Source organism: Pedobacter chinensis (genome assembly GCF_003339865.1).
In the GTDB taxonomy this organism is placed as follows: Bacteria; Bacteroidota; Bacteroidia; order Sphingobacteriales; family Sphingobacteriaceae; genus Pedobacter; species Pedobacter chinensis.
Window position 1 is genome coordinate 419,459 of record NZ_QPKV01000002.1, and the last position, 21,415, is coordinate 440,873.

Sequence of the window (21,415 nt, forward strand, 5' to 3'; positions counted from 1 at the left end):
AGCAAATTTTATTTAAATCTGTTGGATATTCATTTGTAACTTCGGGGCATGACAATGCAGGAACTTCAGGAGTTAGAGGATTTTTTCAGAAACGCAGGCAAACAGCAGGTACCGATTTATTTAAATCAGGCAACAGAGATAACCGATTATGACCTTTTTCTTCAAAGTCATTTCCACCCGTTAAAAGCAAATTTAACAGCCAAGGTAAACCAGCCGTTAATTGAAAGACTAAAAACATTAAAGCTCATTATAGAATCTAATGCTTAATATTAAGCTATTAATTACTTATGTTACTTATGATCAGTATGGCCGAGATCCTTTTCAGGACTTACATGATCGCGAACCAAACGCTTGAGTTCTTTAATTTCAGGAAATCTTTCCATCTGCTTACGATCAAAAATAAGTTGATCATCAATTGAAATGAAAAAAGCGCCACCAATTTCACTTGGTATAAGCATTACACCTTTAATTTCTTCAGTAAAAGCATGAAGAAGCTCCTGAGCCATGTAAGCGGCACGAAGCATCCAGCCACATTTTGGGCAATACTCAATGGTAATTGTGGGTTTCATAATTGGAGCAAGATAAAAATTTAGACTAAAATAAAGGCATGATGCTGATAAAACACCTTACACGAACGGTCGTCATTCTGAACTTGTTTCAGAACCTTAATGGCATGAACATAAAGCATTAAGTATGATGCTGATAAAACACCATACACGAACGGTCGTCATTCTGAACTTGTTTCAGAACCTTAATGGCATGAATATAAAGCATTAAGTATGATGCTGATAAAACACCTTACAAGAACGGTCGTCATTCTGAACTTGTTCAGAACCTTAATGGCATGAACATAAAGCATTAAGTAGGATGCTGATAAAACACCTTACACGAACGGTCGTCATTCTGAACTTGTTTCAGAACCTTAATGGCATGAACATAAAGCATTAAGTATGATGCTGATAAAACACCTTACACGAACGGTCGTCATTCTGAACTTGTTTCAGAACCTTAATGGCATGAATATAAAGCATTAAGTATGATGCTGATAAAACACCGTGCAAGAACGGTCGTCATTCTGAACTTGTTTCAGAACCTTAATGGCAATGAACATATAGCATTAAGTATGATGCCGATAAAACACCTTACACGAACGGTCGTCATTCTGAACTTGTTTCAGAACCTTAATGACGTGAACATAAAGCATTAAGTATGATGCTGATAAAACACCTTACACGAACGGTCGTCATTCTGAACTTGTTTCAGAACCTTAATGGCATGAACATAAAGCATTAAGTAGGATGCTGATAAAACACCTTACACGAACGGTCGTCATTCTGAACTTGTTTCAGAACCTTAATGGCATGAACATAAAGCATTAAGTATGATGCTGATAAAACACCTTACACGAACGGTCGTCATTCTGAACTTGTTTCAGAACCTTAATGACATGAACACACAGCATTAAGTAGGATGCTGATAAAACACCTTACACGAACGGTCGTCATTCTGAACTTGTTTCAGAACCTTAATGGCATGAACACACGGCAGGAAAGATGCTGAAATAAATTCACTTCACAGCTTTCCGCTTCACTGATCAGCAATTGCGAAACCTCAAGAACCATCCCAAATTAAGCAAAAAAGCCAACACACAAACAGAAACAATTTTTTAATACGGATTTAAAAAATTTCCAACTATATTGGCAAGAGTTGGTTATTCTAATCAGTATAATCCTATTTTTATGACAAAGAACATCTTTATAGCATCTGCCGAACCCTATACCGGAAAATCAGTAATTGCATTTGGCATGATCAACATGCTTTTAGCCAAGACACAAAAAGTGGGTTATTTCAAACCTATCATTGCGCAGGAAGACCCCAATAAAAAAGATGAACATGTATTAGCCATGCTTGATTATTTTGGGCTACCCATACGTTATGAGGATGCTTTTGCTTTTACCAGACAAGATATGCTCCATCAATCTGAAGACAGTGGAGTGGTGATCAATACCATTATCAGCAAATACAAAAAGCTTGAGGATAATTATGATTTTACGGTTATTGAAGGAAGTGATTTTCTTGGAGAAGGAAGTGCATTTGAATTTGAATCGAATGCATTAATGGCCAAAAACCTTGGCGCTCCGGTATTAATTGTTGTATCAGGAAAAGGCAAAACGGCCAGTCAATTATTTAAAACGGCAATAAATATTTATCGAAATTTCCTTTTAAGAGATGTTCAGGTTCTTGGCGTGGTGGCAAACATGGTTAATCAGGAAGAAGCAGAACGGATTAAACAAGCTCTCACTAACCAGCTGCCACCTGAGTTGCTCATTGCGGTAATTCCAATGGAAAGCGGACTGCAAAGCCCAACGATGAAAGAAATCACTGATGCATTGGATGCTGAAATACTTTTCGGGGCAGATTTAATGGATAATCAGGTCGATAATTTTGTTACTGGCGCCATGATGCTACCCAACTTTTTAAGGCATATCAAAGATAATCTGCTCATTGTGACCCCTGGCGATAGAGGCGATATTATTATTGGCTCATTACAGGCAAACTTATCTGCTAATTATCCAAAAATTGCCGGTATTGTGCTTACAGCAGGCAGTTTGCCTGATGAACCAATGATTAAGCTGATTGAAGGTTTACAAACCATTATCCCGATTATTTCCGTTCAAAAAGGAACTTTTGAAACCACCACAACCATTGGCTCAATTCACTCTAAAATTACCATAGACAACAAGAAAAAGATTGCCCTGGCTATCGACATTTTCGAAAGACATGTAGATTTAAAAGCGCTTGATGATAAAATCATCACTTTCAGTTATCAGGGCATTACGCCACACATGTTCCAGTATCAATTGGTAAAATGGGCGAAAAGAGAAAAAAAACACATCGTGCTGCCTGAAGGTAATGATGACAGGATATTAAAAGCTGTTGAAAAGCTTATTGCCCAGGACATTGTTGATATTACACTGCTCGGCGATCCTTTGGAGATAGGAAGTTCGATTAAAAGATTGGGATTAAATCTCGACATTAATGCCATTCACATCCATAATCCTGCCCTCTCCGAACATTATGATTCGTATGTTGAAACCTTACATGAATTGCGTAAAGCAAAAAATGTAAATATGGAAATGGCAAGAGACATGATGACAGATGTTTCGTATTTTGGCACCATGATGGTTTATAAAGGCGATGCCGATGGAATGGTTTCTGGCGCTGTGCACACGACACAACATACCATTAGGCCTGCACTGCAATTTGTAAAAACCAGACCAGGCGTTTCGGTGGTTTCCTCCATATTTTTTATGTGTTTGCCAGAACGGGTGGCCATTTTTGGCGATTGTGCGGTAAACCCTAACCCCACCGCACAACAACTGGCTGAAATCGCCATTTCATCAGCAGAAAGCAGCGCTAAATTTGGTATCGAACCAAGAATTGCAATGTTGTCTTATTCATCAGGAACATCAGGCGAGGGTGAAGATGTAGAGCGGGTAAGGGCAGCAACTGCAATTGTGCGCGAAAGGCATCCCGAACTTAAAATTGAAGGACCAATTCAATATGATGCCGCTGTTGATCCGATGGTTGGAAAACAAAAAATGCCTGATTCTGATGTGGCAGGAAGAGCGAGTGTATTAATTTTCCCTGATTTAAACACTGGAAACAACACTTATAAAGCTGTACAGCGTGAAACCGGCGCATTGGCAATTGGTCCGATGTTACAGGGATTAAACAAGCCCATAAACGATTTAAGCAGAGGTTGTACAGTTGATGATATTTTTAACACCGTAGTGATTACCGCCATACAATGCCAGGATCTATAAATTAACATGAATATATTAGTCATTAATTCAGGGAGCAGCTCCCTAAAATATCAGTTCTTTAAAATGCCAGTGAAAGCACCAATCTGTAGTGGGTTGGTCGAGCGGATCGGCATTGAAGGTTCATACATTAAACACACTGTTTTTCGGGGTACAGAAAAGTTCATTACTGAAAAATCAGCTTTTATTGCTGATCATGGAGAAGGGTTAAATCAGGTATTGGCATTACTCAGCGAAGGAGATCAGGCCGTAATTGCAAGTCCGGATGATATTGTAGCCGTAGGACATCGGGTAGTACATGGCGGAGAAAATTTCTCCGGTCCTGCTTTGATTACAGAAGAAGTAAAAGTGCAGATTAAAAAATTATTTTCTCTTGCTCCTCTTCATAACCCTGTAAACCTTAAATGTATTGAGGTAGCCGAGCAAACTTTCCCAAAAGCGAAACAAGTTGCAGTATTTGATACCGCTTTCCATCAAACAATACCTCAGCAAGCTTTCAGATATGCCATTCCTGATCATTATTATAAGGATCATGGCATAAGGGTTTATGGTTTCCACGGCACCAGTCACAAATACGTAAGCGAGGAAGCCATCAAATGGTTAAATAAAAAAGATTCGAAAATCATTACCATTCATTTGGGTAATGGTTGCAGTATGGCAGCTGTTCACGACGGAAAATCTGTTGATACCAGCATGGGATTTGGCCCGCTGAGTGGTTTGGTAATGGGCACCCGTTCCGGAGATATTGATCCTTCGGTTATCTTCCATTTGATTGAACATGCTGGTTACAGCCTAAGTCAACTGAGTACGTTGTTTAATAAACAATCAGGTTTACTTGGTGTTGGCGGTTCAAGCGATATGCGGGATATTTCAAAGCTGGCTGCTGAAGGAGTTGATGGTGCGATACTTGCGCTCGAACTGTATGCCTACAGAATTAAAAAGTTTATTGGTTCGTATGCAGCAATTCTTAATGGATTGGATGCTATTGTTTTCACTGCCGGTGTTGGCGAGAATGATAAATTTATGCGGGCTTCAGTATGTAATGAATTAAATTATCTTGGCATTGAAATGGATAATGCACTTAATGCACAATATACCGGAGGCATTGCAGAGATAAATACAAGCGAATCAAAAGTTAAAATTTTGGTCATTCCAACTAATGAGGAATACGAAATTGCGCATCAATGTTTTAGCTTACTGGCTTAAATTGATAAAGTAATCCATCAGCAGCAGGTTAAAACTGATGATGGATTGAATATTTTATTCTTCTATTACCGACAAAATATTACCTGAAGGATCTTTAAACCAGGCAATCTTTGGGCCTGCCCTGAAAATCCCCTTTTCATCGGTTTTTAAATCCTCGGTATCATATTGTTCAAACTTTATTCCTTTACTGGTAAGTTCATCAACAGCTTCTTCAATGTTTTTCACTAAGAAATTTAACACTGTAAATGTTGCGGCTTCATGATTATCTTTAGGATAAAGCATGATATTTGCAGAGCCATTCACTTCCAATTCGAGCACACCCATTGAGCCTTCTTTGGTTTTTAGGCCTATTGACTGATAAAATGTTTTTGCCTCGTCTATATCCTTTACGGAAAAAGAACTGAATGCTTTGTTTTCTTGTAACATGGTTTTAGTTTTTTAATGAGAATAGTACCTTATTTTTCAGCTGATTATTAAATAAGTTTAGCTTTTCCAGGCACCAATTAACCTTCTGATCACGATAATTTCTGCAAGGTGATAAGCATTATGATCTGCGATTTGCAGTGCTTCACGCAGAAGTGTCTGCCCGTTGCCATGAGGAATTTCGCAATATAGATCTTGCGATTCAATTAGTTTGATGAATTCTTTCAGATCTTTTTCAATATTCATAAGAGTATTTTTCCAGCTTTGCTCATCTTTTGGGGCAGGTTCTTTTGGCCAATATTCATCAGGCCATTTGGGCGATTGATGGTTGGCATCTTTACTAAATTCAAACATGTCCCATTGGGCAATACGAATGTGCTCAGCCAATTGCCAGATGCTGTAAGGCAAACCATAAGGCCTTTCGCTAATTTGATTGAGGGAAAGATTTGCTAAGGCCTCTTTCAATCCAACATGAGCACCGCCCCCATTAAGGAGTTTTTTAAGTTCGTTTATTAAAATTGAAGTGTGATTATCCATAATTGTTTTGACCAGTTATTAAATTAACAAAGTTGAATAACGATGGTTTGAACGAAAAAATGAAAGATTGCCACGATCCTTCATCGTTTTGTGGCAATCTCATTGCTGTAACCTCAAAGTCAAAACCCAAAAGAAAATCGCCACGATTATTACCAATGAAAAATCGGAGAATATTATTGCAAGGAGGGAAAAGAGAGAATGTCGCTACCTATCAACACGCCCCATTATTGCTACACTCTCAAACATTTTCATACAGATGAAAAGCAAATTCTCCAATTTTCTTTTATTTTTGAGGATGAACTTTCAAGATATCTTCCCTGTCCTTAAAGAATATACTTATTTAAACACGGCTAATTCCGGAATTCTTTATCAACCCCTGGCACAATGGCGTACAGAACACGATCAGGAATTTATGGATGGTGGAAGTAATTTCAGGTTGAAGCATGCAACAATCATTGAAGATTTACGACGAAAACTCACTGAAATTTATAATACATCAACAAGCAACGTGTTTCTCACGCCAAATTTTTCTTTTAGCTTTAATACACTTTTAAATGGTTTGGATAAAAACCATCGTTTTTTGCTTTTGAATGAAGAATACCCTTCTGTGGCGTATCCGGTAACGAGCAGCGGCTTTGAATATCAACTTATTGATATCGATGAAAATCTGGAAGAAAACATCATTAAAGCAATCGACCAATTCAAACCAACTGCATTTGCTTTCAGCCTGGTGCAATACATCAGCGGATATAAATTATCAGAAGATTTCATTAAAAAAATTAAAGAAACTTACCCTCAGCTATTACTGCTGGCCGATGGAACTCAATTTTGTGGCACTACTAATTTCAACTTCTCAGCTTCTGGTCTTGATGCATTAATATCAAGTGGCTACAAATGGCTGCTCGGTGGTTATGGAAATGGATTCAGTTTACTTTCCGATCAGATTAAAGCTGAGATTTATCAGGATCGGCTAACGAAAGATCTGCCTACAGCACCATTTTTAAAGGGAAAAGATCATTTATCCATGAGCTTTGAACCCGGGCATTTAGATACCTTAAACTTCGGATCGCTTTATCAAAGTCTTAACTTTCTTCAATCTATAGGAATAGATAATATTGAGAAAAGTAATCAACTGCTTAGTGAAAAAGCCAGATCAGAATTTTACAAACGAGGTTTACTACCCGAATGGATGGTAAGCAGGGACAGTCAGTCGAACATCGTGAGCTTAAAACTGGATGAGCAAACGGTGCAAAAACTCGATATGGCTAAAATTCTTTGCTCAGCAAGGGGCGCAGGAACCAGGTTTTCTTTTCACTTTTACAATACTTTAAATGATTTGGAAAAACTACTGGATGTGCTGGATGGAAAGGATTAGCTTACTTTCCAAATGGCATCAACAAAGTATTCATGATGATCAAAGAAACGATGAACAGGCATAAAACCAGTTTTATTGGCTAAAGCGTCAATCTCTTCTAAAGCATATTTTTGTGAAATTTCCATGTAAATGTATTCATTCTTTTTAAAATGAATGGTTTCATCGCTAATGTTAACCGTCTGATTTTCCAGGCTGATGAGATAACTTTTACATGCTCCTGATTCCGGATCATAAGAAGCGTAATGATCAAAACACGACACATCAAAATCGCCGTTTAATTCTCTGTTGATGCGATGTAAAAGATTCAAATTAAAAGAACGGGTAATCCCGGCAGCATCGTTATAAGCTGCAAGAATTTGTTGTGGATTTTTTTTCAGATCGAAGCCAATAATCAACAGATCATTGGGCGATAATTCATTTCGGAGATCAAGGCAAAATGCTTCAGCTTCCATTAAATCCATGTTACCAATATTAGCGCCCATAAATAAGACCACTTTTCTCCGGTCAGAAATTTCCTTGGCTTTTTTAAGCATTTTAAAATAATCGCCGTTTAATCCTTTCATTTGTAATTGAGGTAATTTTTTCGGCAAATTTTCTTCCAAATCGCTGATTACATGTTCAGAAATATCAATCGGCAAATAGGTAAATTCCAGTTGTTGCTGTACCAATGCCTTTAGCAAATGAATAGATTTAGTGGCATCTCCTGCACCCAGTTCTATTAAATCGAAAGCATCATCGGTGGCAGCAATAAACCTGGCCAGCTTTGACGATTGCTCCTGAAGGATTTCCATCTCCGCATCGGTCAGGTAATATTCATCCATTTCCATGATCTGCTGAAAAATTCGATCACCATTTTCATCATAGAAATACTTCGAGCTTAGAAACTTTGGTTCAGCCTGCAATCCATTTAAAACATCGGTTAAAAACTGCGAACCAACCGTGACAATGGGTGGTGTAATCATTGGATTCATGTGTATTTTATTTAGCTAATCGAATTCCTGTAAATTGCCATCTTAAATGCGGATGGAAAAAATTTCTGTACGTTAAACGTTCATGCCCCTCAGGTGTAGCAACTGATGCGCCACGGAGTACTTTTTGATTGACCATAAATTTTCCGTTATATTCTCCAATCGCACCAGGTGCTTTATTAAAACCAGGATAAGGTAAATAGGCACTCTCTGTCCACTCCCACCTTTTGCCCCAGCTAAATTGCCGTGCAGCAATTTCCCATTCAAATTCCGTAGGTAAACGCATACCCTTCCAACTGGCATAAGCATATGCTTCGTAATAGCTGACATGAGTTACGGGTGCTTTAAAATCAATATGCCGCAGGCCATGTAAGGTATAATTAAACCAGGTATCATTAATTTCGTTCCAGTACAGGGGTGCTTTAATTTGATTGTTTTTTACCCAATCCCAGCCTTCTGCATGCCAATAAATAAAGTTTTGATAGCCTCCTGCGATGATAAAATCAAGATATTCTTCATTGGTCACTAATGATGTACTGATCGAAAAATCCTGCAGGTAAACCTTATGTCGCGATAATTCATTATCGAAACAAAATCCATCGCCCTGATAACCAACCTCGTAAACACCCTCAGAGATATTGATCGCATCAACTGCTGAAACCCCATCAGTTTTATCTTTCCAATTCCTGGAATATGCAGGAAATAACGGATTGTTTCCAAGAATGTATTTAATATCAGTGAGTAATAACTCCTGATGTTGCTGTTCGTGGTTAAAACCAAGTAAAAGCAATTCCATTAATTTTTCATCAACAGCACAAGCAAGCAACCTGGTCATGGCTTCATCTACGTAAGCCCGGTATTGATAAACCTCATTCACACTTGGTCTGCTTAAATTTCCACGATCTGTACGAATTACCCTCGCACCCACCGTTTCATAGTAGCTGTTGAAAACATAATTATAATCTTCATTGAATTCCTGGTAACCTGCTGAATATGGCTTCAAAATAAAGGTTTCGAAAAACCAGGTGGTATGACCTAGATGCCACTTCGGTGGACTCACATCCACAATTGGCTGAACAACGTAATCCTCCGTTTGTAAGGGCTCACATATTTCTTCTGAATATTTTCTGATTTTTAAGTATTCGTTTACCAAATTCATTAGTTTTTATCTAGGTAATTTTTGAGATCGGTAATGCTATAAACAGCCAGCGCTTTTGATTGTTTTCGCCTCATCATTAAAGCATAAGAATTATTAAAGCCAATAGGTGTTAACCACTTGATTTGGAATTTCTTAAGAAATTCATCTTTTACATAATGATAGGTTTCATCTTTATTGTGTGCAATTTTCTTTGCAAAATTAGCTTCAGGTTGAAGCAGAACCAATAATCCCGTTCCGGTATATTCCGGATAAAAATCAATCTGATTATTAACTAAAGCATCAAAACAAATTTTAGTGCCACCTAAACCGGTTTTGGTAGAAACCTGATAATGAGTATTTCCCTCAATGAGCATTTTGTACATTTCGGCAAGAATATATTGCTCTCCAAAAATTTTCGAACCAATTCTTACTATTTCTCCATTACCATTTCTGGGTGCTTTATATAGTTTTTGTGCGGTCAGAAAATCTTTGGCCACCTTTTCAGGACTTTGATGAAGGTAATCGGTTTTGTAGTTCAGATCGGTCATGATGGAATCTGTGATTTTCCCGGCAAGCAAATCCAGCACATTCTCCAGTTCAGGAAATTTTTTCAAAGCAGATTGACGGACAATTGGTGCTGCATAGTATGGTGGAAAAATAGATTTATCATCTTTCAATATCGTTAAATCAAATGCCTTTAATCTTCCATCGGTAGAATATCCGCTAATCACATCCAATTCTTTCGCATAAGCTGCTTTGTACATTACTGCATCACTGATTACGATGGTGCGAATTTTGAGTCCATAAACGGATTTCAACCCTAAATCGCCATCTTGCCTGCCCATAAATTCGGGAGTAAAACCTGCAGTGAGCGAACTACCATAAGTTTTGGGAATTAAATATAATCCACTCAACAAAAGAATAGCAAAAGGCAAAACAAACAGAATTTTTCTTAACTTTTTAAAATTGAGTTTTTGCAGCAATGCCAGTGCACCATCTAAAAAAACTGCTAAAACGGCTGCAGGAATAGCACCAGCCAAAATCATGTTGGTGTTGTTTAGAGAGATACCACCAAAAATAAATTCACCTAGTCCACCAGCTGCAATATACGAAGCCAGGGTTGCCACTCCCACATTAATCACTGTTGCTGTACGTATTCCCGCCAAAATAACAGGCATAGCTAATGGAAGTTCTACTTTAAATAAAATTTGCATAGCGCTCATTCCCATCCCCTTTGCTGCTTCTCTTACGCTTGGTTCAACCCCAATAATTCCAGTATAGGTATTTCGAACAATTGGTAAAAGCGCATAAATAAGTAAAGCTACAATTGCTGGCTTAGCGCCAATTCCAAGCAGTGGAATCATAAAACCCAATAAAGCAATGCTTGGAATGGTTTGAAGGATGCCTGCAAAACCAAGTACAGTACCCGAAAGCTTTCTTTTCCTGGCGATCAAAATGCCCAGCGGTAAACCAACCAGCACTGCAAAAAACAGCGAGATGAAGGTAAGTCCTAAATGCTGCAGGGTTTGGTTGAACAATTTATCAGATTGCGCTGCCATGAACTGCCACAAGCTTTGTTGAGTTTCATTCATGGTATTGATTATTTTGGTAATGATTAAACGCTGTTGTTAAAGCATTGAAGTCAATTGTTTTTTGTTCGTTTGATTGTCCATTTACAGTGAGTTTATTTTCCTGTTGCGATTGTAATTTTTCCATGGCATCCCAAATGCTTTCTGTTGATGAAATGGACGCATTACCGTCAGATTTTAAATTTGGTAATAAATCCCAAATATCATTTAGTGATATCATTTTGAACTCTAATGAAAGCCGCTCGCTGGCTAAAAAATTTCTGGCAAATTCATTAACCGGATGATAAAGCAATTCTTTAGGTGTACCTATTTGAATGATTGTGCCTTGATCCATCAAACAAATCCGATCGGCCAGATCGAATGCCTCATGAATATCATGAGTGACCATTACAATTGTTTTTCGCTTAAGTTCTTCAAGGGCTTTGAACTCTTTCCTGATGCTTAAACGCGTGATATTATCTAAAGCGCCGAATGGCTCATCCATTAATAAAACGGCAGGATCAGTAACCAAAGCACGAGCCAAACCCACACGTTGCTGTTGCCCGCCACTCAGTTCATTCGGAAACATAGATGAATATTTCCCGGGAAGATGAAGTTTTTCCAAAATCTCAGTGCTTCGCGATTTAATTTTTTCCTTATTCCACCCCAGTAATTTTGGCACAACTGCTATATTTTCTGCAACGGTATAGTGCGGAAACAAGCCAATATTTTGCAATACATATCCGATTCCACGTCGTAATTTTTCAGTTTGTTCGTTTGCAATATCTTTTCCATCAATACTAATACTACCCGAATCAGGTACAATCAAGCGGTTAATCATTTTAAGTGTAGTGGTTTTCCCACAACCACTTGTTCCCAGCAAGATCAGATTTTCTCCTTCTGAAACCTCAAAAGAAACATCCTTAACCGCTTGAGTATCACAAAAGCTTTTATTAACGGCATTGAGTTTAATCATGCTTCATCCTTAAATTTCATAAAAAGATTATTTAACGACTCTGTGTAAGTCGGATGTGCAAAAACGCAATGCCTGATTCGATCATAAGTGATTCCACCTTCCATAGCCATTTGCAATACCGACATAATTTCTCCGCCCTCCGAAGCAATAATCGCTGCACCTAAAATCCTTTTGCTTTCTGCATCTACTATTGCTTTCATTAAGCCCATTGTTTCACCTGTTTCAATCCCTCTGGCTACCTGCGACATTGGAAGTATGGCAACCCTATAGTTTAATCCTTTTTCTTTTGCCTCATTTTCCGAAATGCCAATCCTGGCCAATTGAGGATCTGTAAACATGCAATACGGAATGGGCCTGTTTTTTATGGAAAGCTTAGCGCCCTCAATCAGATTGCGGTAAACAATGGTATAATCATTATAGGCAATATGCGTAAAGGCAGGCCCACCCTTCACATCACCCAATGCATAAATACCCTTAATATTGGTTTCCAGTTTTTGGTTGACAAGGATATGTCCCTGATGATCTGTCTTAACACCACAGTAAATTAAACCGAGATCTTCAGTTTGAGGTTTACGTCCGGTAGCGATGAGCACATGACTACATTTTATTTTTTTTGCTGATGATTCTGAATTGAGTTCTACTTGTAAACCGCTTTTTGCTTTTTTGATTTCAGTAACATCAACACCCGTTAATACCTCTATTTTTTCATTGGTCAGTACATTGCATATCTCCTTAGAAATATCCTGATCTTCTTTGGCCAGAATATTCGGCGATTTTTCAAGAATTGTAATTTTACTGCCGAAACGGCTAAACATTTGTCCGAATTCTAAACCAATATAATTCCCGCCGATGATGACAATATGTTCCGGAACCTCATCCAGTTCTAAAATAGATGTTGAAGTGAGATAATCAACTTCATTTAAACCTTTTATAGGTGGAATAATGGTTTTTGCACCCGTATTAATAAAAATAAGATCTGCACTCAGGTTTTCAATCTTACCATCCGCTAAATCAACCCTCAGTTCTTTCGTTCCCGTAAAAGTAGCTCTACCCATTAATAGCGTTAGCCCCTTTGTCGATTCAATGCCTCTTTCAGATGAAGCCCTGAATTGTTCAACGATTTCATCCTTTCGTTTTTTTATTTTTTTAAAATCAACTTTAACCTGCCCAACCTCTATCCCCAAATGAGTTGCATTTTTTGCCTGATAAGCTGCTTTAGCCGAAGCAATCATTGTTTTAGTGGGCGTACAACCATCATTTATACAGGTTCCACCGACCAATCTTTTTTCAATTATTGCTGTTTTCTTCCCGGCTTCTGCTAATTTCTTCGCCAATGGAATACCTGCTTGCCCGGCTCCTATAATAATTGCGTCGTAGTGTTTCATATTTACTGATTACAAAAATAAAACTAGAAAACCCGGGCATTGTTTGTGTGGTTGATATTTTACATACTCAGAACAAGATTATCATTCTTCATTTTGTACTGAAAATTGTGCTGAGTCAGCATCAGGTTGATTAAAAGTGCCGGTTTTGATGTCATAACCAAAAGGATCCTGATAAATATCATTTCCTTCGCCTTTCGGATTATCTCCATATTCATTCGGACCGTAATCACCCGGCCCAAAAAGCATCACAAATCCATAAAAAGGAATAATAATCCACCATCCAGACCTCCCTAAGTCGTGACAACGTTTAACGCCCTGGCTAATCATTAAATATACGGGCAATAAAATTAAAATACCCATCCATTCCTGTCCTGCATTTTCTGCCAGTGCGCTAATAATAAACAGGATGAAGAAATAGCCAATAGTAGTGAGTGCGTATTCTGTACGACGAATTCTGCCGTAAAATGAAAAAGGATCTTTAAACATTAGAGCGTTGGTTTTAATTTCAAATAATTATTGAAAAATAAAACTAATTTTCATATTTATCAAGAATTCATGGTTTTTGTAAAATACTTTTTATACAGGGCAAAATCCGTTTCCTACATTACCTGCGGTGATTTGCCAGCAAGAAAACGGTAACAAATAATTTACCCAAAGAGATCGCTGCTCAAATAACGATCGCCCCGATCACATGCAATAAAAACAATCATTCCGCTTTCCAATTCTTCGGCAAGTTTTAATGCAGCAGCACAAGCGCCTCCACTGCTCATGCCGGCAAACAATCCTTCTTCCTTTGCCAGTCGGCGGGCCATTGCAGTAGCATCTGCCTGATCGATATCCATTACCCGATCCACACGCTCAGGTTCAAATATTTTAGGTAAATATTCCTCTGGCCAACGGCGTATGCCTGGAATGGATGAGCCTTCTGTTGGTTGGCAACCTATAATCTGTATATTATTATTTTGTTCTTTTAAAAAACGGGAACACCCCATAATGGTACCCGTTGTACCCATTGAGCTTACAAAATGGGTAATTCCACCATTGGTATCTTTCCAGATTTCCGGACCCGTACTTTTATAATGTGCACCATAATTATCGGGATTGGAAAACTGGTTCAGTAAAAAATAACCTGGTTTTACTCCTTTTTCCTCAGCATAATCACGGCAAATCTCAATACTTTCCAACAGGGTTACTTTTGCACCAAAAGCTTCCATGGTTACTTTGCGTTCTCTGGTCGAATTTTCGGGCATAACGAGTTCAATTTCTAAACCATACAAACTGGCAATCATAGCCAATGCAATACCTGTATTGCCACTCGTGGCTTCAACCAGCCTGGTTTCCTTTGTAATTTCTCCACGCTCAATAGCGCTTCGAATCATATTTAATGATGCCCTGTCTTTTACACTACCGCCCGGATTATTTCCCTCCAGTTTTGCAAAAATCTGAACATGAGGATTGGTATGAAGTCTTTTAAGCTCAGCCATTGGCGTATTGCCTATCAAATCAATTATTCCTGCCATTTTAATTGGTTTCTTTAATATTACGAATGGTAATGGTTGGTGAGTGGTAAGCTGTAGAAAAAGGCGCAAGGCTCTCTGTTAACCACACGTTTCCACCAATAATGCTATCGTGACCAATAACAGTTTCGCCACCAAGTATGGTTGCACCTGAATAAATCACTACCCTGTCTTCCACTGTTGGATGTCGTTTACTGCCAGCCAGTGTTTTTTTAACACTTAAAGCTCCCAAGGTAACACCCTGATACAATTTAACATATTTGCCAATAACGGTAGTTTCTCCAACCACGATACCAGTGCCATGATCAATGTAAAAATATTCACCAATTTCTGCTGCAGGATGAATATCTATTCCCGTTTTAGAATGCGCATGCTCGGTCAGTATCCTCGGAACAAGTGGAATATCCAAATTGAAAAGCAAATGGGCAATTCGGTAAAGGCATATTGCATAAAATCCAGGATAAGTTCTGATTACCTCAAAACGACTCCTTGCAGCAGGGTCTCCCTCATAAATCGCGTTAATATCAGTATCCAGAATCCGGTACAACTCAGACAATTGTTCAAAAAAACGTGCTGCAGATTGATGACATGCACCACCTTTTAGCTTGCAACTGGCTGAAATTATTTTTGAAAGTTCTTGTTCCAACTCAAATACATGCGCCTTAAGCGCAGCTACACTTTCAAATTTTTTATTGGTATTTTCAATAAAAAGTAAGTTCATAACCTGTTCAGCCCACGCTGCAATAACTTCATTTGTAGGAATATTAATATCGCTATGTGTTTTTTCGAAAAGGTAATTGTAAAAATTGTGGTCCATTAATTTGGATTGTTGTTGTTAGCGCCTCAAAGTAAAAAGCACTTAATAATATCTATAATAAAGGTAGGTTTTGTTTCCTCATTCTTAAAATAAATGTTCTTCTTATAACATTATCAATACATTTAAAATACTGCTGATAAAATTAACATATGTAGAAAACTTTTGTGTTCAAAAAATGTTTTCATCCTGAAATTTAACAGCTCAACACAAATCAAAATGAACCAAATCCTTACCGACCAAGAGTATAAAAAGGTTATTGAGAGAATTCAACAGCTTTCTGAAATTAAAAATGCTCATTCCATTTTCCTGCCAGAGATTGATGCACTTCGCCAACTGGCAATTAATTATGAATTTAAACGCTATGATTTAACACTCGTAAAAAGCAGTCAGCAACAACTTCCTGCAACAGGATAATTCCTCCTCTTAAATTTCATTGAACATCCATTTCTTTGGCATATTTGGTTAAATCAAACGTGTCGATTAGCCAAATACTCTATTTTGATGTAAGGAAAAGTAATTTATGGAGAAATTAAGGATAGTTATAAGCAAGAATAATTAAATTGCATTACCTTAAATCATCCTTATGAAAGAAATTTCAGATATACTGGTCGCCTATCAAAAGGCAAAAAAGGAAAGGAAGAAAACTGCCCTGGCCACCGTTGTAAAAGTTGAAGGTTCCTCGTACCGTAGGGCGGGTGCCAGAATGCTCATTACTGAAGATGGGCAACTTACCGGCGCCATTAGCGGTGGATGCCTGGAAGGCGATGCTTTGCGTAAAGCGCTTTCAGCAATTCATCAACAGGAAAACAAGCTTGTTACCTACGATACTACTGATGAAGAGGATGCCAAATTTGGTATTCAACTCGGGTGTAATGGCACTGTTTATATCTTATTTGAACCAATAAAAGATGATGTAGAGGTAAATCCGATCACTATCTTATCTGAACTGGAAAGCAAAAGAGAATGTGCAGTTTTAGCCACTTTATTCTCATTGGAGTGCAAAGCCCAAATCGGAACATGCATATTACTGAGAAGTTCAGGTTATACAACCGCAACCACAACAGAAATTAATAATAAGTTGCTGGCCGATTTAAAAGAGGTACTAAATGACAAAACCTCAAAAGTTGAGCATTACACTTTAAATGAAGAGCCGGTTATTGCTTTTTTGGAATTCATCAATCCACCCGTTTCTATCATTATCGCTGGTGCCGGAAACGATGCTCAACCACTAGCTGAAATGGCTTACTTTTTAGGTTGGCAGGTTACGGTTGTTGATGGAAGACCAACGCACGCTACTATACAACGTTTTCAAAAGGCTAATCGGATATTGGTTTTAAAACCCGATCAGCTTCTAACACAAATTGATATAGATGAGCAAACAGCGTTTGTTTTAATGACGCATAACTACAATTACGATTTCGATCTTTTAAACCGCTTACTACCGACCAGAGCACAATATATTGGCACGCTAGGACCCAAAAAAAAGTTAATCAGAATGCTTGATGAGCTGGGATTGAATACTGATGAAAATCAATCGAGAGTACATGGACCAATCGGACTTGATATCGGTGCAGAAACAGCAGAAGAAATTGCCATTTCCATCATCGCCGAAATCAAAGCTGTTTTTTCAGGTGCATCTGCCGGGTTATTGAAAGAAAAAAAAGCACCTATTCATGTTTACGACTAAAATGATCAAATGAAAACGGGAATCATCATATTGGCCGCAGGTAGTTCAAGTCGTTTAGGAAAGCCTAAACAGTTGCTAAGCTATAAGGACAAATCCCTTATCAATATAGTAAGTGATGCCGCCTTTGCAACTGCTTTTACTCCCGTTATCGTAGTTTTAGGTGCAAATGCAGAGTTGATTTCTAAAAATTTAAAACTTGATTACATTATAAATGATAGCTGGCACGAAGGAATATCAGCAAGTATAGCAGCGGGGATGTCGGCAATATTGGAAAAGGAACCTGATCTGGAAGATGTAATTTTAGCGGTTTCTGACCAACCATTTATCAACGCAGAAATATTTGCCAGGCTTTATCAACAAAAAATCTCAACAGGAAAAGGTATTATTGCAAGCCGTTATGCACAAACAACCGGCACACCAGTACTGTTCAACAAGAGGTATTTCCCTCAACTTTTAGCTTTACAGGAAAACAGCGGAGCAAAACCAATATTGAACGAGAACAGAGATGATACTGAAACGATTGATTTTGAACATGGTCATATTGATATCGATACGGAAACAGATTATAACAATTTAATTAAAGATTAATGATAGCAGATTCTTTTGGACGGGTACATGATTACTTGCGCATATCGTTAACCGATAATTGCAATTTCCGCTGCTTTTATTGTATGCCCGAAGAGGATTATGATTTTACTCCCGCTTCGCGATTAATGCAAACTGATGAAATTGTACAACTGGCCAGAATTTTTGTGGAACAGGGTGTTAAAAAAATCCGGCTTACAGGAGGCGAACCTTTGGTACGTAAAGATGCCGCAACAATTATTGCAGCATTAGGAAAGTTACCAGTAGAATTGGTTATCACCACTAACGGCACACGTATTGCAGAAATGCTACCGATTTTTAAGGAAGCTGGTATAAAAACCGTAAACATCAGTCTCGACACCTTACAGCCAGAAAAATTCATGCTTATTACGCGTCGCGATGTTTTTCATCAGGTACGTAGCAATATTGAATTACTGCTGCAGGAAAAAATCACTGTTAAAATTAATATGGTGGTCATGAAAGGGTTAAATGATGGCGAAATAAAAGATTTTATCAACTGGACAAAACACAATCCTATTCAGGTTCGGTTCATCGAATTTATGCCGTTTAGCGGAAATAAATGGACGAGCAATAAAATGTTTTCTTATCAGGAAATTCTAAACCAGATAGAAAAGGATTTTACGGTACTCCCTGTTGAAGGCTCGCCAAATGATACTGCTAAAAATTTCATGATTCCCGGGCACGACGGTTCTTTTGCCGTTATCAGCACCATGACAGCACCTTTTTGCAATACCTGTAACCGAATGCGCTTAACAGCTGATGGAAAACTAAAAAATTGTTTATTCTCTGATGGAGAAACAGATTTACTTACTGCATTACGAAATCTGCAAGATGTGGTTCCGATGATCAAGGCCTCTATCTGGAGCAAGAAAAAAGAACTTGGCGGACAGCTGATGACCCATTTCGAAAAGCTAGATGCCGATGCCATTAAAAACCGGAGTATGATTACCATTGGAGGATAACCTTAATGATTACTGTAGAAGAAGCCAAACAGCTCATTTCCGAAAACGTTAGTGCACTTAAACCGGTCACACTGCCTCTTGATCAGCTTGCCGGCCATGTACTGGCCAAAGATATTTATGCAGCTTATGATATTCCAGCCTTCAAACAATCTTCAATGGATGGCTATGCTTTCCGGTTTGAAGAAAATTTAGAAGTGCTGACCCTGATTGGGGAAATGGCCGCCGGCACCAGCCATTCTTTTGAAGTTAAACCTGGAGAAACGAGCCGGATTTTTACAGGCGCACCACTTCCTGATGGTGCAGATACGGTGGTGATGCAGGAAAAAATTGAAAAGCTGGAAAATAAAATCATAGTGAATGATTCTCAAATCTCCATTGGCACAAATGTCAGGGAGAAAGGCACTGAAATTAAGGCCGGAGCATTGGCTATGCAAGCAGGAGATTTAATTGGCCCGGCAGCCATTGGTTTTCTTGCCGGAATCGGAGTCACTGAAGCAAAGGTTTTTCCCATGCCCAGTATAGCTATTATTGTTACAGGCAATGAGCTTCAGCAACCTGGCTCAACGTTGAAATTTGGTCAGGTTTACGAATCAAATTCCTATTCCCTGTCGGCAGCACTGAAGCATGAGGGCATAACTCAAATCGAATCACTTTGGGTCAGCGACGATCTGAAACTTTTAACAGCAACCTTAAACAAAGCACTAAATCAAAATGATGTGGTTTTACTTACCGGCGGCGTTAGTGTGGGCGATTATGATTTTGTAATCGAGGCTGCTAAAAACTGCGGTATTGATCAGATATTCCATAAAGTAAAACAAAAACCTGGTAAACCTTTGTTCTTCGGAACTAAGAACGAAAAACTGATTTTCGGTCTTCCCGGAAATCCATCATCGGTGTTAAGTTGTTATTATAATTATGTTTTACCTGCAATAAAAACCCTTTCCCACAAACAAAATTCTGTAAAAACATTACAGGCTAAACTAACAGCGGGCTATCAAAAACCTGCCGGACTTACACATTTCTTAAAGGGCATTTACAAAAACGATCAAGCCACTCCTTTAAATGCGCAGGAATCATATCGTTTAAGTTCCTTTGCACAATCAAATTGTTTAATTTGCTTAAAAGAAAATCAACAATCTTTTGCACCTGGCGAAACTGTAGATATTATGCTCTTACCTCATTAATTATGCAAGAAAGCTTTATTTTATTTTATTGTTTATTATTCATCGTAGCATTTTTATATGCTTCGGTTGGACATGGAGGGGCCAGTGGCTATTTGGCGCTCATGGCAATTTTTGCCATTTCACCTGCCGTGATGAAACCCACCGCACTGCTCTTAAATCTTTTCGTTTCCTCCACATCATTCATTCAGTTTTATCGGGGAGGGCATTTTAAATGGAAAATGTTTTGGCCGTTTGCAGCAGCCTCTATCCCACTGTCATTTGTTGGTGGAACAATGGCCATTGAGAGTGCTTTATACAAAAAAATACTCGGTGTGCTGCTGCTTGTCCCGGTAATCAGGTTTTTCTTTTTTAAAAACACCGATCCAAAGAATTTCAATAAGACAAATATTCCGCTTTCTTTAGCCATTGGGGGCATTATTGGTTTGCTCTCTGGTATGATTGGCATTGGTGGTGGTATTATCCTTTCTCCTGTTTTGTTACTACTAAAATGGGCTGATCAAAAACAAACCGCAGCAATCAGTGCAGCATTTATTTTTGTAAATTCGGTAGCAGGTTTAGGCGGTCAGTTAATTAAAGGTTTCCAATTTAATAACGATATGCTCGCTTACGTTGGAATTGCTTTTTTAGGTGGAATATGTGGCGCCTATTTTGGAGCGCTTAAATTCCCCCAAACCGTGTTAAAAAATGTACTGGCCTGTGTATTGGCCTTAGCAGCTTATAAATTATTATTTACCCACGCATAATATGAAATATCTTATCCCCATTCTTTTATTGTTTAGTTTCGCTGCCACGGCGCAGGAAAGCAAAGAGTTTGTTGTCGACGGAAAAGTGAAGAACAAATTAACTATCGATCTCGCCTCCCTAAAGCAATATAAATCGATCAGCATCGACAGCATGACGATTTTTAACCACCTGTTGCAACGAAAAAGCAGTATCAAAAACATTAAAGGGGTTTCGCTGAAGGAAGTCTTATCAAAAGTGGATATCGATGAAGAATCGCCTAAAAAACTAAGTGAATATTATTTGGTTTGCACCGCGACAGATAATTATAAAGTGGTTTTCTCCTGGAATGAAGTTTTCAATGCTAAAAGTGAAAACAATATTTTAATCTTAACGAGTTTTGATACCGATCCTGCAAAAGCAGAAAAGGGGAATATTGCGATGATCACCACGAGCGATGCCGCAACCGGAAGAAGGTTTGTAAAAGGATTAAGTAAAATAAGCATCTTACAGGTAAATTAG

General features: G+C 38.3%; 22 protein-coding genes. 11 read left to right on the plus strand and 11 right to left on the minus strand.

The genetic code is table 11. From position 1 onward, the window contains the following. Nucleotides 1-48: 48 nt before the first annotated feature. Entirely contained in the window at nt 49-267 is a 219-nt protein-coding gene (locus DU508_RS03040) for a DUF6965 family protein (RefSeq protein ID WP_115401364.1), read from the plus strand. Between the two features lie 23 nt (nt 268-290). Here DU508_RS03040 and DU508_RS03045 read toward each other — a convergent pair whose 3' ends face one another. Continuing rightward, nucleotides 291-569 carry a SelT/SelW/SelH family protein gene (locus tag DU508_RS03045; RefSeq protein WP_115401365.1) on the minus strand — a complete coding sequence of 93 codons (279 nt, stop codon included), beginning with the start codon at nt 567-569 and terminating at the stop codon, nt 291-293. 1,170 nt (nt 570-1,739) lie between these two features. Between DU508_RS03045 and pta the strand changes: the two genes are divergently transcribed. Both pta and DU508_RS03055 read left to right on the plus strand, forming a co-directional pair. Then, nucleotides 1,740-3,827: a phosphate acetyltransferase gene (pta, locus tag DU508_RS03050; protein ID WP_115401803.1), complete on the plus strand. Its 2,088-nt coding sequence runs from the start codon at nt 1,740-1,742 to the stop codon at nt 3,825-3,827. Nucleotides 3,828-3,833: 6 nt separating this feature from the next. Then, on the plus strand, nt 3,834-5,030 hold the full coding sequence (locus DU508_RS03055) for an acetate/propionate family kinase (protein WP_115401366.1): 1,197 nt from the start codon (nt 3,834-3,836) through the stop codon (nt 5,028-5,030). A 54-nt stretch (nt 5,031-5,084) separates the two neighbouring features. Here the strand turns inward: DU508_RS03055 and DU508_RS03060 are convergent, their stop codons facing one another. Both DU508_RS03060 and DU508_RS03065 read right to left on the minus strand, forming a co-directional pair. Then, complete coding sequence (locus tag DU508_RS03060) at nt 5,085-5,456, minus strand: VOC family protein (RefSeq protein WP_115401367.1); 372 nt, start codon at nt 5,454-5,456, stop codon at nt 5,085-5,087. A 57-nt stretch (nt 5,457-5,513) separates the two neighbouring features. Next, nucleotides 5,514-5,990 carry a DinB family protein gene (locus tag DU508_RS03065; RefSeq protein ID WP_115401368.1) on the minus strand — a complete coding sequence of 159 codons (477 nt, stop codon included), beginning with the start codon at nt 5,988-5,990 and terminating at the stop codon, nt 5,514-5,516. Between the two features lie 295 nt (nt 5,991-6,285). Between DU508_RS03065 and DU508_RS03070 the strand changes: the two genes are divergently transcribed. Beyond that, entirely contained in the window at nt 6,286-7,365 is a 1,080-nt protein-coding gene (locus DU508_RS03070) for an aminotransferase class V-fold PLP-dependent enzyme (RefSeq protein ID WP_115401804.1), read from the plus strand. Here the strand turns inward: DU508_RS03070 and egtD are convergent. From egtD to epsC, 8 genes are all read right to left on the minus strand, one after another. Further along, on the minus strand, nt 7,362-8,336 hold the full coding sequence (gene egtD, locus DU508_RS03075; RefSeq protein WP_115401369.1) for an L-histidine N(alpha)-methyltransferase: 975 nt from the start codon (nt 8,334-8,336) through the stop codon (nt 7,362-7,364). The genes DU508_RS03070 and egtD overlap by 4 nt on opposite strands. Before the next feature lie 7 nt (nt 8,337-8,343). Then, entirely contained in the window at nt 8,344-9,492 is a 1,149-nt protein-coding gene (gene egtB, locus DU508_RS03080; protein ID WP_115401370.1) for an ergothioneine biosynthesis protein EgtB, read from the minus strand. Further along, on the minus strand, nt 9,492-11,063 hold the full coding sequence (locus DU508_RS03085; protein WP_115401371.1) for an ABC transporter permease/substrate-binding protein: 1,572 nt from the start codon (nt 11,061-11,063) through the stop codon (nt 9,492-9,494). Before DU508_RS03085 ends, egtB begins: the two co-directional genes overlap by 1 nt. Further along, the gene (locus DU508_RS03090; protein ID WP_115401372.1) at nt 11,056-12,015 is read right to left on the minus strand and encodes an ABC transporter ATP-binding protein; all 960 of its coding nucleotides are present in this window, start codon (nt 12,013-12,015) and stop codon (nt 11,056-11,058) included. The genes DU508_RS03085 and DU508_RS03090 overlap by 8 nt, the downstream gene beginning before the upstream one ends. Continuing rightward, nucleotides 12,012-13,400: a mercuric reductase gene (locus DU508_RS03095; protein WP_115401373.1), complete on the minus strand. Its 1,389-nt coding sequence runs from the start codon at nt 13,398-13,400 to the stop codon at nt 12,012-12,014. The genes DU508_RS03090 and DU508_RS03095 overlap by 4 nt, the downstream gene beginning before the upstream one ends. Before the next feature lie 81 nt (nt 13,401-13,481). Next, nucleotides 13,482-13,886, minus strand: a complete 405-nt coding sequence (locus tag DU508_RS03100) for a DUF805 domain-containing protein (protein ID WP_115401374.1) — start codon at nt 13,884-13,886, stop codon at nt 13,482-13,484. Between the two features lie 161 nt (nt 13,887-14,047). Continuing rightward, nucleotides 14,048-14,920: a cysteine synthase CysM gene (gene cysM / locus DU508_RS03105; protein ID WP_115401375.1), complete on the minus strand. Its 873-nt coding sequence runs from the start codon at nt 14,918-14,920 to the stop codon at nt 14,048-14,050. 1 nt (nt 14,921) lies between these two features. Continuing rightward, nucleotides 14,922-15,734 (minus strand): serine O-acetyltransferase EpsC, encoded by an 813-nt coding sequence (epsC, locus tag DU508_RS03110; RefSeq protein WP_115401376.1) that lies wholly within the window; start codon nt 15,732-15,734, stop codon nt 14,922-14,924. 216 nt (nt 15,735-15,950) lie between these two features. Between epsC and DU508_RS03115 the strand changes: the two genes are divergently transcribed. The 7 genes from DU508_RS03115 (at nt 15,951) to DU508_RS03145 (ending at nt 21,415) form a co-directional block, all read left to right on the plus strand. Beyond that, a complete protein-coding gene (locus DU508_RS03115; RefSeq protein ID WP_115401377.1) occupies nt 15,951-16,148 on the plus strand; it encodes a hypothetical protein in 198 nt (65 codons plus the stop codon). Nucleotides 16,149-16,317: 169 nt separating this feature from the next. Next, nucleotides 16,318-17,421 (plus strand): XdhC family protein, encoded by a 1,104-nt coding sequence (locus DU508_RS03120; protein ID WP_115401378.1) that lies wholly within the window; start codon nt 16,318-16,320, stop codon nt 17,419-17,421. A 9-nt stretch (nt 17,422-17,430) separates the two neighbouring features. Beyond that, the gene (locus DU508_RS03125) at nt 17,431-18,009 is read left to right on the plus strand and encodes a nucleotidyltransferase family protein (protein WP_115401379.1); all 579 of its coding nucleotides are present in this window, start codon (nt 17,431-17,433) and stop codon (nt 18,007-18,009) included. After that, nucleotides 18,009-18,989 carry a GTP 3',8-cyclase MoaA gene (gene moaA / locus DU508_RS03130; RefSeq protein ID WP_115401380.1) on the plus strand — a complete coding sequence of 327 codons (981 nt, stop codon included), beginning with the start codon at nt 18,009-18,011 and terminating at the stop codon, nt 18,987-18,989. Before DU508_RS03125 ends, moaA begins: the two co-directional genes overlap by 1 nt. Nucleotides 18,990-18,994: 5 nt before the next feature. Beyond that, a complete protein-coding gene (locus DU508_RS03135) occupies nt 18,995-20,173 on the plus strand; it encodes a molybdopterin molybdotransferase MoeA (protein ID WP_115401381.1) in 1,179 nt (392 codons plus the stop codon). Between the two features lie 2 nt (nt 20,174-20,175). Next, entirely contained in the window at nt 20,176-20,916 is a 741-nt protein-coding gene (locus tag DU508_RS03140) for a sulfite exporter TauE/SafE family protein (protein WP_115401382.1), read from the plus strand. A gap of 1 nt (nt 20,917) precedes the next feature. Further along, a complete protein-coding gene (locus DU508_RS03145) occupies nt 20,918-21,415 on the plus strand; it encodes a molybdopterin-binding protein (protein ID WP_115401383.1) in 498 nt (165 codons plus the stop codon).